The organism is Fibrella forsythiae, from assembly GCF_017353175.1.
In the GTDB taxonomy this organism is placed as follows: Bacteria; Bacteroidota; Bacteroidia; order Cytophagales; family Spirosomataceae; genus Fibrella; species Fibrella forsythiae.
In genome coordinates this window covers 406,937-422,339 of the sequence record NZ_JAFMYW010000001.1, presented here as the reverse complement: position 1 = coordinate 422,339, position 15,403 = coordinate 406,937, and the positions used below count along the sequence as shown (strand labels likewise).

Here is a 15,403-nt window from a genome sequence, read left to right as displayed (position 1 = left end):
TCTGTCTAAAAGACGGGCGAAATGTGTATTTTCGCCCTATTGTTGAACAAAACTTAGTTACAGACTACATGGCACATCAAACGATGGCACATTCCATGACACATTCCATGAAAACCATGATGGCCGTATCGGCTGCGACGTTATTATCGGTGTCAGCAATGGCCCAGAACAAGGCGCTTCTGTTTAAGGAACAGGGTGCATTGGATAAAGCCAAAACCGAAATTGATAATAATGTCAATGACCCTAAGCTGGCCACAAAAGCCAAAACATGGGTAAGTAGAGCCCAGATATATGAGGCCCTTGCCAACGACGCAAAAGCGGCATCACTAGACTCAAATGCGGCTACAGTTGCTTACGAGTCATATAAGAAAGCGCTGGAGGTAGAGCCAAACGGCAAAATGACCAAGGAGATCAACGATGCATTGTCGGGTCAGATGCTGTATTCAGCTATGATGAACCAGGGCATTCGTCGGTATCAGGCTAAAAACTATGATGCAGCCTACACGGCAATGTCGATGGCCGGTACAATCAATGCAAAAGATACCACTGCACCTATGTATGCTGGTATCAGTGCTCAGCAGGCAATGTCTGCAAAAGGAGAGGGGGCTAACCGGGCCGATTATATGACGAAAACCAAGCAGCAGTTTGAAAAATATGCTGAAAATGGTGGCCGTGATGTAACGATTTGGGCTAGCCTGGCGCAGATGTATAACAGCGATAAGGAAACGGACAAGGCACTGTCTACGCTAGACCGGGCCATGAAAATGTTCCCGAGCAATCGTGATCTCGGTACAACCCGGGTGAGCATTCTCCAGTCGTCGGGCCGGATGGATGAGGCGATCAACGGAATGAAAGAGTTATACGAGAAGAATCCGAACGATGCACAATCGGCGGTGAACCTCGGTATCATGTACGATAATAACGCACAACAACTGTCTACGGAAGCAAAGAAGGCCGCTGATGATGCAAAGAAAGGCGGAAAGCTGACCAAGAAGCTAGCCGATGAGAAAGCCCTTCTGGATACGTATATGAGCGAAGTAGTGCGGTTGACTGCGGCAATTAAGAAGCAGCCCAAGAGCGCGGAATTGAAGCGTCAGTTGACTGATGTTCAGGCCAAAATTGCCGAACAAAAAACAAAGATGGCTGAGATTGATCAGCAGGTAAAAGCTGAGTCTGCTAAAGGTGTTGATGGCGCCGCTCTGCAAGCTAAAGCTGCTGAGTTAGGGAAGAAGGCAAATGATACAAAAGCGATTGCCCGCGACTACTATCAGAAAGCGTTGAATACAGACCCAAACAATTTTGAAGCAAATTTCAATATGGGTGTGGGTGTATTTAACGATGCCGTTGAAATGAAGAGCGAAGTAGACAACATGAGCATGGCTGAGTATACCAAGAGCGGTAAAGAAGTTGAGGGCCGTGTTTGTGGTAAGTTTAAACAGGCTTTGCCTTATTTCCAGAAAGCTAAAGCTGTGAAGTCTGATGACTCAACTCTGAACAGTACACTGGAGCAACTGGAAGGAATTCTGAAGCAGTTTGACGAAAAGAAAGTCGCCTGCGTAGAGCCAGGTAAATAAATGATAGAGGGGAGGTTGTTAAACCTCCCCTCTATTTTATAGTTATTACTTAACATAATATAAATTATAAAACTAAATGATCGTCACTTATCCACTTGTTGTCCACAACATATCCACGTGAAACGTTAATGTATTACTAGAGAGCTAGTTACCTAAAAAACGCCCTATGCATTGAGTACAGAGCGTTTTTTAGGCTGTAGTTACTACGATAAGGTGGCTAGCCAGATAACGTTGGGCCAACATTCTATTTGAAGTAAAAGCCATCAGGTACGTATCCAACTGAAACTGTATCAATCAGACTGCCTGTTGCCTGGAAACGTCTCACGACACCTTTACTGGTTGAGTCACGTGAATAACCACCATAAATAATTCCGGTAGCTGGGTCAACGCCGAGCCCGGTAAACGATTGATTTATTAATGGTTTATCGACTGCAATCGAAGTTGCTGCAGCTGGAAACGAATAAACGGCTCCCCTAAGTAAAAAATAGAATAATTGAGACGTTGGGTTAAATGTCAGATTGGTTGGATTGCCTGTGACGGGTCGGCCACCAATGGTAATTCGGCTAGTTACCTGCCTGGTCGTGGGGTTGATTTTAATTAGCTCGGCAGTGGTGGTTCCACCTGCGTTGAGCCGGGTTGGCTTACCACTGCACAATACATAGATAAGTCCTGATATAGAATCGTAGATAACCGATGTAGGCACATCACCAACTGGAATCGTTGTTACTACCTGATCTGTCGTAGTATTGATGACAGATACAGTATTACCAACCGTTGGTCCACCCGAGTTGGCAACAAATAATTGTTCTCCCACCACGACCATTTGTTCCGGGCCACTGCCTACAACCAGATGATTAATAACTTTCCGGTCTGCCAAGCTAACAATGGCTACACCGGGCGCCATTGTTTTACCACCCCAGTAACTGACATAGCCTTTCAGGAAAAAGCCGTTTTGCGGTGGTGCCGCTACCATATATCGACATTGCTCAACATCCTTATTGATGAAGGCAATACTTCTGAATGTGCTGTTTTCAACAACTTCTACTTTATCACTATTACTAACCAACAAGTACCCTTTACCGTCAATCTCCGTATAGGATTTAAGTAAATCGCCAAGTGGACGATCGTTAACTGCAGCAAAAATGTCGTTCGTTTTACCTTTATCAGGAGAAAGGAAGCTGACCGATGCGTTTTGTTTGGTCGATTGCCCTGCCTCTAAAACGACCACACCACGTTCAAATGGTTCGGTGCGTAAGGGCTCGGAAATCGTACACGCCTCTGAAATAAATAGTAAGGTCAAACCTGCCGATAGCAATGAAAGAGTTGGATGACGATGTTGCATGTAAAAAGTTATCTGATACTAAAGATACATGTCGTAAAGATGCCAAATACGATATGTTAGAAAGTGGTATGTAGCCTATAAGACCGGTGTAAAAGAGATACAATAAAAGATAGTAAACCTCTCCTACTGCTTGAGTTAAGCGGGTGTGTATTCCCGAAACGTTCCGTCTGTATAAAAGATAAGTATCCGATCGATTAAGGGCTTTGGTGGACTTGACAATTTTGGAACGATCGTTTCGCTTTGGTTTCCTGTCAACTTTGCTGAATCACCGGACGACTGATCACCGGAGTCTGGTTGTTCAAAACGGGTGGCAGGACGTGTTTTGTTGGCTGGTGAACCAACCGCCCTTAAGTTTTCCCGGGCAGGTGTCTGATCCTGATTAGTTGACAATTGTGTATCCGATTCAAGAAACCACTCGTAGGTAAACTCAGGAAATCGTCTAACAATCTTTTGAATGATGTCTAAACTGGGTCTATTCCTTCCTGAGAGGATGTGTGAAATACTAGACCGCTGAACGCCAATATCATCTGCTAGATAAGAAGGTGATAGGTTTTTAATAGTCAGCACCTGTTTAATTTTGTCATTGATTGACATTGTTGCAATTGGTTAAATGTAAATTACAGTTGTAAATTAAGCCGAATGTACAAAAGTAATCAGTGAGAACAAAAAAAATGCGCTTAATTACAAATGTAACTAGACGCATTTTTTACTTACTGGTTGTTAATGTTAAACTGCAACGTTGTTCTCTCGGAGCGCATCGTTCAATGATGTCTTTAAATCGGTTGAGGCTTTACGCTGGCCAATTATCAAGGCACATGGTACTTGATAGCTTCCGGCAGCAAACTCTTTCGTATAGCTACCTGGAATGACAACAGAATTGGCAGGTACGTATCCTTTATACTCGACCGGTTTCTCACCTGTAACGTCAATTACCTTAGACGATCCAGTGATAGTTACGCCAGCTCCCAACACGGCCTTAGCACCAATGCGAGCCCCCTCTACAACGATACAGCGTGATCCGATGAAGGCCCCATCTTCAATGATAACGGGAACTGCCTGAGGTGGTTCGAGTACACCCCCGATGCCTACGCCACCACTCAAATGAACATCGCTTCCAATTTGAGCACAGCTACCAACAGTCGCCCAGGTATCAACCATTGTGCGTTCGCCGACGTAAGCACCTATGTTAACGTACGAGGGCATTAAGATGGCACCAGGTGCTAAATAGGCTCCGTGGCGGACGGTAGCTGGTGGAACAACGCGCACGCCTTTTGTGGCGAAGTCAGTTTTTAGTGGGATTTTATCATTGAACGAAAAAATCCCAACTTCCTCCGGTTTCATAGTTTGACTTACAAAGTAGAGGAGAATAGCCTTTTTGACCCATTCGTTTACCTGCCACTCCCCTGTTGTTGATGCGTCAATAGGTTCTGCCACACGAATCTTTCCTTCATTCAGTTCGTGTATTACATCGTCAATAGTGGCTTTATAAGTTGGATTACTGAGTAGAGAGCGGTCCGCCCAAGCTTCAAGGATTTGGTCTTTTTTGTTACCCATAACAGAAAGTAAAACTTTATTAATCTCGGTCTAATTGATTGATAATTAGTACATTTAGTCTAGCTCTATTTTTTACGAGCAAATTATATTTTGTCACAAAAATTGAGGACATACTAATTGAAGTCAAATCTATTCGAGATAACAGTTTAAGTGGTTTGATTCGCTTGTAAATATAAGGCCAATATACAATATCAGATTGTGTAGTTGTCAGGCTATAGACCGATTGGTTTATACTGGTACCGATGTTATCAGCACAGGGTATCTAATCGTTTGGGGTTTTTAGAAAGGAACAGTATTGCGTAGAGACAAATGACAGATCGAGTGTTCTATGAACGTTACTACACTTATGAAGGAATGTCTGTGGAGAGAAAGAAAGGCTATTCAGAAGGGCAATCCGGATCGCCTTTTTTCCATGTCTACTTAAACAGTCAGATTGCTGTCGGTTGGTGGTTATTGTTATGTCATTATTGTTATGCCATTTCAAGATAGGTGTATCAATTGGAGTAGTGATTGATTCTTTCTTTGCCCTCTCCTATCCACTATATTATATGAATGCAGGAATAGACAGTAACATTTTAATTAGATCTGAAGAAAATGGATCATATCAAAATGACAAGAAGATATGATCTCGAAGGCACACCTTAGTAAAGCCGATTAGCAATTAAATTAGATGCATTTAGTAAAGTGCTATTATTTTAGTAATGCTGTTAGTAAAATCCAATAATTACTAATACTGTAACTAAAAATTGCTTAGATTTTCGCAAATTTGTTAGTAAATAGACGATAATACTAATTTTTTGAGTCGAATTTACTAATTAGGTTATGAGTTATTTGCTAAACTCTCTTTATTGCTAAATAGTGGTCTTTATGATACAACCTCTTATCTTTGGATCGTTAACCAAACCTGTTTGCATAACGAATGGCAACGATTAAAGTAGCTATTAATGGATTTGGACGTATTGGACGTCTATCATTCCGTAGATTGTTGGAGAAAGAGAACATTGAAATTGTAGCAATTAATGATCTCACCGACAATGCCACACTAGCCCATCTGCTGAAGTATGATTCTGTACACGGCCGCTTCCCCGGACAGGTTTCAGCAGATGCTGATAGTCTAACCGTAAATGGAAAACGTATTAATGCATATGCTGAACGCGATCCTAAATTGCTTCCATGGAAAGATCTCGGAGTAGATGTAGTACTGGAATCGACAGGGCGTTTTGTTGATGAAGCCGGAGCAGGTCAGCACTTGCAGGCTGGTGCCAAAAAAGTAGTCATCTCAGCACCTGCAAAAGGAAATATCCCTACTGTTGTGTTAGGTGTGAATGATAACATCTTGACAGGTAGCGAAACAATTATCTCCAATGCTTCCTGCACAACAAACTGCCTGGCACCAATGGCCAAAGTTCTGGACGATAGCTTCGGTATCGAAAAGGGCTACATGACCACTATTCACGCTTATACAGCAGACCAGAACTTGCATGATGCACCTCACTCTGATTTACGTCGGGCGCGAGCGGCAGCCTTGTCTATTGTACCAACGTCAACGGGTGCTGCTAAAGCAGTTGGTTTAGTATTACCTCACTTAAAAGGTAAGCTAGATGGAAATGCCATGCGCGTTCCAACACCAGATGGATCATTAACTGACCTGTCGGTAATCCTGAAAAAAGAAGTTACTGCCGAAGAAATCAACGCGGTAATGAAACAGGCTGCTGAAACGACGATGAAAGGGATTTTGGAATATGCGACTGATGAGCTTGTATCAATTGATATCGTTGGTAACCCTCATTCCTGCATATTCGACTCAAAACTGACAACATCGATGGGCAATTTTGCCAAAGTAGTTGGCTGGTATGATAATGAGTACGGCTATTCTAGCCGAGTGGCAGATCTAATGGAACGGTTATTTAACTAACCGTTCCAAAATCATGCGTAGTGGAAGAGGGCCTAACCGTAACCGGTTAGGCCCTCTTTTGACTTTGTAGGTAATTGATCGAAAACCCTTTAGCATAAAACATGGCCTCGTATTTAGTCTTGATACCTAAGTGAATTTCATTCAGAGGCGAGCTATATAAATCTCTCGTAGCATCTAAAATCACATATCCATTCTCGGGAAGTGATTCCATACTATACTCAAAGAAAGGAGCATGATCTGTTTTAAGGTGCAAAAGACCGCATGGCTTCAGTATCATCCTGTACAACGAGAGAAATGACGAATAGGTTAAACGATGTTTCTCCTGCTTATCTCGGGGCTGAGGATCTGGGAACGTGATCCAAATTTCATCGACCTCCTCTTCACCAAAAAATTCATGCAGATACTGGATGTCTGTCCGTAAAAAAGCCACATTAGTCAGCCCCGCTTCAATAGCCGACTGAGAACCACGCGCAATGCGATCTCCTTTGATGTCGATACCAATAAAATTGCAGGCTGGATATGCCTGAGCCAACCCTACCGTGTATTCGCCTCGGCCACATCCTAACTCCAGAACGATTGGGTTGTCATTCTTAAAATAATCGGTTAACCAGTGGCCTTTTATAGTAGTATAAATTGGCTTCCCGCGTTCAATAACATTCGCAGCTTCTTTATTCTGTTCAAAACGGTACATTTTCCGGCGTCTAGCCATACACTTATAGTAAATTAATTTCGGCAACAACGTAGGTGCTGCCGGTGATTAATAGTAAATCGTTAATACCTGCCTCAGCGAGAGCAGCATCCAGGGCTGTATTTACATTCGGGTACCGGTTACCAACTAAACCGGCCGCGCTACCCAGAGTAACCAACTCATCAACAGGTAAGGCGCGTACTGAATCGGCCTGGCAAAAGTAATAGATGGCGGTGGGCGGAAATAGACTTAATACTGCCGGAACATCCTTATCACGAACAAAACCAATGATCAGACGAAGACGATCGTAGGTTATCGTCTCTACTGTTGCCATCAATGCCTCAATACCTGGCTTGTTATGCGCCGTATCTGCAATCACAGCAGGGGACTGGCTCAGATATTGAAACCTCCCTTTCAACCCCGTGAGTGATACAACCTGCCGACAGCCAATCTCAACTGCCTCGTCGTTTACAGGTAATTGTGATTGCATCACATCAACAGTAGACAAGACCGTTTTAAGGTTAGAGAGTTGATACAATCCCAGTAAAGGCAATTCGACGGTAAATGACGAATTAATCCTACCAGCACGCGTGCAGCTAATGAGGCGCACCCCATCCACACATCCTCCATCAGTCAGTTTCCACTGCTGATCAGCAAAATGGATCGTCGACCGATGCCTATCCGCGATTTCCTCGAATACAGGCTGTGTTTCTGGATGCATTTCACCAATGACTACAGGTACGTTCTCCTTAACAATCCCCCCCTTCTCAGCAGCAATGAGGGGGAGTGTATCACCAAGGATATCCACATGATCCCAGCCAATATTGGTAATGACACTGACCAGGGGTGTAATGATGTTCGTTGAGTCGAGCCTCCCTCCCAGCCCCACCTCGATAATGGCAATGTCGACTTGCTGACGGGCAAAAAAGTCGAATGCCATCGCTACAGTTACTTCGAAGAATGAAGGCTGAATCTGTTCAATAACCAGCTGCTGCGATTCAACGAAGGCGGCAACATCAGCTTCTGGTATAGCAACCCCATTCAGCCTGATTCGCTCCGTGAATGATTTCAGATGCGGAGATGTATACAGACCAACCCGATAACCGGCAGCCTGATACACACTAGCCAACAGGTGCGATGTACTGCCTTTGCCATTCGTTCCGGCTACATGTATACTTCGAAACTTATGTTGTGGGTTACCCAACGCATCGCATAGAGCTAACACATTAGATAGCCCGGGTTTATAAGCGGAAACGCCCACCCGATGAAAAACGGGCAGGCGATCGTAGAGGTACGAGAGAGCCTCGTTGTATGTCATACGTCAATTGGAACTGATATTGATGGTCAACGTACCTACGGCAAGTTCAGACGGCGTTACTGACCCTTTAGGACGTAACTTGAACCGCAATACCTGACGACGGTAAAAGCTTTCGACTGAAGGGCTCACGGTCTGTTGCATAGCTCGGGCAGAAACAATATTCCCATCACTATCAACCTTAATTTGATAAATAATCTTTCCGCTGTCGTCCGAATCATCTTTGTCCAGTTTATTATTACCGAACGACCAGCCCGACACGTTTAAGGCTACACCGCTCTTGCTACCACCGGGCTTGCCGTAAAACTCTTTGGCATTGATGTTTCCATCTGGATTGCCCTTATCTCCTACACCTGATTTATCATCTCCGTTATTATTACCACCTGTTCCGGCAGCTCGTCCGTTTGTGCCATTCGAGCCTGCCGCACCCGACGAACGCTTATACAGTGCACTCGGATCAACCGTCTCCGTTTTTTTCACCGGTTCAGCACGGGGTGGCGCCGGGGTCGATCTTGGCGACGTGGTTTCCGGTCGTTTTGTCTCGGGGCGCTCAGGCACACTAACAGGACTTTCACTCCGGCTGGCGATAATTGGCTTCTCTGCCGGCGACTTACTCGTCTTCGTTTCTTCTGTCCGGGTTGTAGGGGCTACAGGGGTCCGCTCAACCCGTGGCGTGGTGGTTACCTTCGGGTTAGGTCGATCTTCCGACTTCTTCACATTTTCCGCCCTAGGAGACGGATTGGGTTTGTTGTATGTCTGAACCGATCCGCTTCCCACATCAGACGTACCAAAGTTCACCTCGACGTATTCAACGGGTGGTGGATTGGGGGTTGAACTGGATAAAGTCACCAGAAACAGGATGATCAACACGCCCACCATAGTTACAGTTGCCGAGGCAAAAGCAACGGTACGGGCTTCGGTTTCGTTCTCGTACGCAATACGCATAGTTCAGCGTCGGCTAATTATACCGATTTAGTTCTTAACGAGCAGCAATGGCCTTTCGTTATACGTGTCCAGTACAAACATAAAAAAAGGCAGCCAGTTGGCCGCCTCTACACTCAATTTCGACTGATCTATTTAGTGATTGCGCATAATCCAGGGCGTAATGCCTGTTAATGAATTAAGCGAATCAAGGCCAGCTTCAGCCTCAGTCAGTGAGGCAGTGCCAATTGCAGCGACTTTAATTAGCCCTCGCCCCTGAACGATATAGGCATCCGAATAACCAGCTTTAACTAATCGTTTCTGAAACCGAACTGCGTTTTGACGACTGGCAAAGCTACCGGCAATAACCGTAAAATTTGTTTTTACAGCCGAAGGTGACATAACCGCCAACTCAGGTACGTTGCTGGTTGGTTGAACCGATACGTTGGCTACAACTGGCATTTCAGTTACTGATACTTTTTTTTCAGGAATGCCAACAGTTGGTTTTTCCGGAGCAAATCCCGACTCTTCACCAGTTTTGGCCGGATCCAATTCGACCGAAGTTTGCTGTGCAGGCGTTACAGGTTTCGTTTCAACTGGCTGATCACGCTGGAAAGCGGGTACACGAAACAACGAAGCTGGATTAAGGCTGCTTTGTAGTGGGTCTCCTGGACGGATCACGGAGAAATAACTAATGAAACCCAGCGAACCTACCAACAATGCTGCCGCGGCCCAACGCCATACACCACCTGACCGACGAACAGGCATTGGTAGAACCTGGCCTTCGTCAACCTCACTTGAAACAACCAGCGCCGTAGATGGATCGGAAGCCAGGGCTGGTAATTGACGTACCTGAACCACTGGTGCCGAATTCACCATCACCACAGGTTGAGCCAGATGAACAACTTTGCTGGCCAGCATAACAGGTTGCATGCCGTAGGCACCTCCCAGGAAGTTATGCCGCAGTTCTGGCTCGAATTGTAATCGGTTCTCTTCATTGAACGAAAACAATCCCAGACCGTCGATGGTAAAACTTCCCATGAGACGGGCTTCCTGTTTCAGTGTTGAAACAAACGTATTGATTCCCCGCAAGGCTTCATCACGGGTGATGCTCTCATGCAGCATAACGTAATTCAACAGAATACCGTCATCGAGCATTAAGGCTTCATTGAACGCAACTTTACGGCGGGGCGGCAAAAACTGACCTGTTGCTTCATTAAACGAAGCGGATACCGAATGGGTCAGGAAAGCGCCCAGCGTAGGTACCACGATACAGTCATACTGGTACAGCAGCTTTTTCAGGTAATCACCGATGGGTTGCATAGTCTAAATAGTCAAATCAGAAGGAGTATGAAATTCCTCCGAGAAAGTTAAGGCCCTGCACCCGATAATACAAATAGCGCTGATACGTTTGCCCGAAGATATTATTTAACGATACAAACGCAGAGACCTGTTTACCAAGGAAATAGTCGATTTTAAGGTTCAAATCGTAGATCGCAGGCAACTTCACAAGTTCGTTTGTAGTAAAGTTTTTGTTTCGTATCCCCGTATTTACATACAGATCAGAGGTGACGAATAACTTTTTATTGAGCGTGTAACTATTGAGCCATTGCACCGTGGCTTGTGGTCGCCCCCAGGCTTCATCCATCCGATCAAGATCATACCGAAACACGTCACCTTTCAATGTCGATGTAAAACGTTCGTTGAGTGAATACCCGATCTGACCCGATACCGTTAACACGTGGGCGATGCCTCCATCGTATACCGCAAAGAATTTGGTAGTATCAGGCCAGGTGTTGTTGATACCGTAGAAATTCCGATAGCGGGCATAAGACACTTTACCCTCATAGCTAAATCCGTTGCCCAGTTGCCCCTTTGATCCGCCGTACAGGTCATACGACTTGATTGTGTTTGCCAGCAATACATTAGGAGCCAGCCACCGATTTTCGCTCAACAGACTCCGAAGTGTGTTCCTGACAATATCACCGTCGATACCGGCAAAGAAGTGAATATTACCCGTTGGTACCACATCAACGTTCGCAACGGGAAACGCCAGCGTATTGTTGATTCCGAGCCGTTTATCCGTTTCGTTAACAGCGTTAAGAGCCAGCGTAACCGTCAGGTTAGGCGACGAATAGCGGAAAGCCGGACGAAGGCGAAACAGATTCCGATTATCTACTTCCTGATCAGATCGCTGCGTGATATACGCATCGGCGTTGACCAGCGCAATGACCTTATCGGTAATGGCCAGTGACGTTTGAAGGGTTGTAGCCCAATCGGTTTCCGAGGCACGATAAGCGTCTTTCAACGTGGTCAGGCTCGTTTTCAGCGCATAATCGAGGGTTTGGTCTTTCCCGTTATTTTCGATGCCCAGATTGATTCGGAATGTGCTTAACTGCTGCCGAAGTGAATCGCGATTAGGAATCACCCGGTTACCATCCAGAAACTGAGGTTTATAACCGTAGAAAAAATATCGCTCCTGCTCGTACCCCAACCCGCCGGTAAGCTTAAATAAGTCGGTATTGTAGGTCCCTTTCAGATCTACCCGGGTTTCTCGCTGGGCCGAATTGGCACCGTCGACTGGACCGATACCAGAACCCAGATGCCGAACAGACGCTTCTACACCCAGACCACTTTCCGTAGTGAGGCCATAAAAACCTTCACCATAAAAAGTATTATAGTTACCCGCTCCCAGCTTTACATAGTTCGTGAACGCAGGCGGGACTTCCGCTTTCGTAGCGTTTAATGGCAGTACTGTCGGCTGGATACGGGGGTCGCCTATGGTTAGCTTCCGATCCTGAAACTCATACGTCAGTTTCTTCGCATCTGTATTCGCTTTCGGCGATGGAATCTTGTTCTGGATCCGATCGGCCGGAGGTAGTTCGATCCGACGGCTCTTTTCAACCGTGATTTCCTGATTATCAATTTTTCCGGGCTGCTGCGCATGTGCCACCGACAAGGCGAACACACTCAGAAACAGCGATGTGTAGGTACGTGACATAGGGCTATTTCGTCTCAATGGCGGCTAATTTGGTTTTGGCTTCAGCAACAATCTCGGCTTCAGCAGCATTTTCAATGATCGACGTCAGCACGGCTTTGGCTTGGGCCGTTTCGCCCAGTGCTACGTTATTATCAGCCACCAGAATAAAGGCTTTCCCTTTCCAGTACTCAAACCCATCAAACTGCTCGTTGAAGCGCAATAGTGTAGCGATCGACTCCTTGTACTTTTTCTGTTTGTACTGCGCCTCGCCAATCAGGTAGTTCGCCTCTGCCCCACTCACGTCTTTCGCCAATGCAATGGTTTTCTCAAAATCTGCCGTTGCCGTTTTATAATCGCCTTTCGACAAGGCCACTTTACCAAGCATCAGTTGGGCCCTATTCTGCGCACCTGGCACGATGTTACCGGCCGAAACGATCTGACGAGCCAATACGCCGGCTGAGTCAACTTTATATGCATAATACGTATCCATCATCCCAAGCTGCGCGGTGACCTGATCTGTTCGCTCATTCGAGCGTGACAGCACATACTGGTAGTTTTTGATGGCACCGGGATAATTCTTCTGACGACGTTCTAATTCAGCAGCACGGCTGGCGGCTTTTACGGCGAACGTTGATTTGCCTTCCTGAATTAACTGACCATACAACCGAAGGGCCGCCGGTACATCCCCTGTCTTTGCATAAACGTCAGCGCCATAATAACGGGCTTCATTCCGGTTGGGGCTATTCGGATATTCCTGCGAATACGCTTTAAACGCTGCGAGAGCCTGTGGGTACTTCTCGGCAAAATAAAGCGACTTCGCATTCTCAAACTCTGCCTTTTCTACATCCGTACTACCCGGATTGCTGCGCTTGTATTTCCCAAGCACATCCGAAAATTCGTCGGTACGATTGGCATCGTCGAGCGTATTCTGTAGACCCAACAGCGCACTTTGTGCCTGAGGTGTATTACCATAATCGTCCAGGATTCGTTTATAATCGGCTACAGCAGGGTCATATTGCTGCTGGTTGGCGTACGCTACGGCCCGCTTCAGCAGCGCAGCCGGGATCAGGTAACTATTGGGGCGACCAGAAATCAGTTTGGTGTAACCGGATACAGCCGCTGCGAAATTGCCTTTTTCAAAATCAACGTTCGCTGTCTGGAAAAGAGCATCATCGGCATAGCGTGACGACGGATTGCGCTGAACCTGGTCGAACAGTGATTTAGCCTCGGTTTCCCGACCAACGTACGTTAGAATAACTCCTTTCTGATACGTGGCATAATCGGAATCAGCCCGGCCCGTAGCAATAGCCTGATCATAGGCTTTCATGGCTTCGTTATATTGCTTCGTTGCCAGCAAACAGTCGGCCGAACGGATGTAGGCATCCCCTACTGTTGGATCATCACTTCCGGCCGATGCCTTCAGGAAATCGCGGAAATAGCCCAAGGCCTTTGCGTAATCTTTCTGATTGTAATAGGCGTACCCTAAACCATAGAGACTCTTCGCTCCGTACTCGCCCGAACGTACCTGCGTATAGAGCGGAATGGCTTCGGCCCATTTCTTTTGAGCAGATAGTGCCTCCGCTTTCCAGAATGTGGCACCTGCTTTCAATTCCGCATCGCCCGAGACGGTCAATGATTTATTAAAGTTGATCAGTGCGGCCGGGTACCGTTCGGCGTTGTAATCAGCAACTGCCTGATTAAAGGTCAATCGCTGATAGGTTGCGTTGATCCGCGCCGTACGGTTCTTTAGTTTTTCGATGTAAGTAATAGCCGCCGGATAATTATTCGACGCCAGATACGCCTCACCCACCAGTTCATTCGCTTCATTTTCGAACCGGCTATCTGGGTACTTTTTGATAAAATCGTTTAGCTCCGTAATCGCCTCAGCGCCGCGTTTCTGATCGAGTTGCAGTTTGGCATGGGTAAACTTAGCTTCTTCCTGGATAGACGGGCTGAACGCCAGCCGACCAGCCTGATCGAAGGCCGTCAGGGCATAGGACGGGTTATCCGTCTGGAGATAGCTGATTCCCAGCGTGTACGCTGCATACTGAGCAGTCGTATCCTTTCCCGATGCAACAGGTTTCAACTGCGTGATGGCATCCGGATAATTACCCGTTTTATACAGTGACTGACCGTACCGATACTTCACGGCTGCCGGAGCCGCTGCGCCTTTCACAGACAGGTAGCGTTTGTAAGCCGGGATGGCCTGCGCATACTGCCCCTGACGGTAATACACTTCTGCCGTAAACAACGCTACCTCAGCCAGAGCAGGTCCTGTATTGCGTTTAAGCAGCGGTTCCGTATACGCCGTCAATTCATCGTACCTCCCCTGCTTATAATACGCCTGAGCGAGCCAGTTGGGTACGTCACCCTGGTAAGTCGGGTTATTTTCAATACGCCGAAAATCGCTGATCGCCTCGTTGAATTGTCCGTTACGGAAGTTTATAACACCAGCATAATAAGAGGCCGCCGCCGCATTGGCATAATTAGGGTCTGTCTTGATCGCGTTAAGTAACGGCAGTGCCTTGGCCAGATCCTGGGTATTATAGTAGGCAAGAGCCAGATTAAACTGATAATCCTGCTGCTTACCAGCCGTATTCGACTGACTAACAGCCTTTTGCAGGTACGTTATGGCATTGGTATAGTCTTCCCTACTGACGTAGTACAAACCAAGATCACCATAGAGCTGGCCAGCTTTGGGGTGTTCGCTATGGTTACGAACAAAGCGGTCGACCAGCGCCTCAGCTCCGGGTTCATCGGCATATAGCGCCGCCAGTGCCATGTAATACTCTGCCGAAACGGCATTAGGATCACTGGCAGGCGACCCAGCGGCGGGCGTACCTGATGTGTTGAGCAACGGTCGACGCTGATTTAGGTATCGCTCGAATTCAGAGCGAGCCGCAGCATAGTTGCTTCGTTCAAAAAGTTCAACCCCATTGCGATAGTGCAGATCGGGTTCGGTGTAGGTTAACGTTCGCTGAGCCATCAGGGGCGGAGTCACGAATGACCCGACAACCACACATAAGGCCCCCCAAACGCGGGGAGATGCTGGATGCATAGAACCGATTAACGGTTGTGTAATGAAGAGAAAGGGTTGTAGTTTAGCTGACCAAA

At 46.5% G+C, this 15,403-nt stretch carries 11 protein-coding genes; 2 read left to right on the top strand and 9 right to left on the bottom strand.

Annotated elements, in window-relative coordinates; all coding sequences use genetic code 11:
* Positions 1–107 precede the first annotated feature (107 nt).
* Positions 108–1,574: a tetratricopeptide repeat protein gene (locus J2I46_RS02200; protein ID WP_229379445.1), complete on the top strand. Its 1,467-nt coding sequence runs from the start codon at positions 108–110 to the stop codon at positions 1,572–1,574.
* Positions 1,575–1,818: 244 nt separating this feature from the next.
* Here the strand turns inward: J2I46_RS02200 and J2I46_RS02195 are convergent, their stop codons facing one another.
* From J2I46_RS02195 to J2I46_RS02185, 3 genes are all read right to left on the bottom strand, one after another.
* Positions 1,819–2,916, bottom strand: coding sequence for a YncE family protein (locus tag J2I46_RS02195; RefSeq protein ID WP_207327291.1), 1,098 nt, complete (start codon positions 2,914–2,916; stop codon positions 1,819–1,821).
* Between the two features lie 135 nt (positions 2,917–3,051).
* On the bottom strand, positions 3,052–3,510 hold the full coding sequence (locus tag J2I46_RS02190; RefSeq protein ID WP_207327290.1) for a helix-turn-helix transcriptional regulator: 459 nt from the start codon (positions 3,508–3,510) through the stop codon (positions 3,052–3,054).
* A 132-nt stretch (positions 3,511–3,642) separates the two neighbouring features.
* Positions 3,643–4,470, bottom strand: a complete 828-nt coding sequence (locus J2I46_RS02185) for a 2,3,4,5-tetrahydropyridine-2,6-dicarboxylate N-succinyltransferase (RefSeq protein ID WP_207327289.1) — start codon at positions 4,468–4,470, stop codon at positions 3,643–3,645.
* A 919-nt stretch (positions 4,471–5,389) separates the two neighbouring features.
* Here J2I46_RS02185 and gap point away from each other — a divergent pair.
* Positions 5,390–6,385 carry a type I glyceraldehyde-3-phosphate dehydrogenase gene (gap, locus tag J2I46_RS02180; RefSeq protein ID WP_207327288.1) on the top strand — a complete coding sequence of 332 codons (996 nt, stop codon included), beginning with the start codon at positions 5,390–5,392 and terminating at the stop codon, positions 6,383–6,385.
* A gap of 46 nt (positions 6,386–6,431) precedes the next feature.
* On the opposite strand, the gene trmB is transcribed toward gap, so the two are convergent.
* From trmB to J2I46_RS02150, 6 genes are all read right to left on the bottom strand, one after another.
* Positions 6,432–7,094, bottom strand: a complete 663-nt coding sequence (gene trmB / locus J2I46_RS02175; RefSeq protein ID WP_207327287.1) for a tRNA (guanosine(46)-N7)-methyltransferase TrmB — start codon at positions 7,092–7,094, stop codon at positions 6,432–6,434.
* 4 nt (positions 7,095–7,098) lie between these two features.
* Complete coding sequence (locus J2I46_RS02170; protein WP_207327286.1) at positions 7,099–8,391, bottom strand: bifunctional folylpolyglutamate synthase/dihydrofolate synthase; 1,293 nt, start codon at positions 8,389–8,391, stop codon at positions 7,099–7,101.
* 3 nt (positions 8,392–8,394) lie between these two features.
* The gene (locus J2I46_RS02165) at positions 8,395–9,333 is read right to left on the bottom strand and encodes a hypothetical protein (protein WP_207327285.1); all 939 of its coding nucleotides are present in this window, start codon (positions 9,331–9,333) and stop codon (positions 8,395–8,397) included.
* 132 nt (positions 9,334–9,465) lie between these two features.
* Positions 9,466–10,632, bottom strand: coding sequence for an HU domain-containing protein (locus J2I46_RS02160; RefSeq protein ID WP_207327284.1), 1,167 nt, complete (start codon positions 10,630–10,632; stop codon positions 9,466–9,468).
* A 16-nt stretch (positions 10,633–10,648) separates the two neighbouring features.
* The gene (locus J2I46_RS02155; RefSeq protein WP_207327283.1) at positions 10,649–12,310 is read right to left on the bottom strand and encodes a TonB-dependent receptor; all 1,662 of its coding nucleotides are present in this window, start codon (positions 12,308–12,310) and stop codon (positions 10,649–10,651) included.
* A gap of 4 nt (positions 12,311–12,314) precedes the next feature.
* Positions 12,315–15,347 (bottom strand): tetratricopeptide repeat protein, encoded by a 3,033-nt coding sequence (locus tag J2I46_RS02150; protein ID WP_207327282.1) that lies wholly within the window; start codon positions 15,345–15,347, stop codon positions 12,315–12,317.
* Positions 15,348–15,403 lie beyond the last annotated feature (56 nt).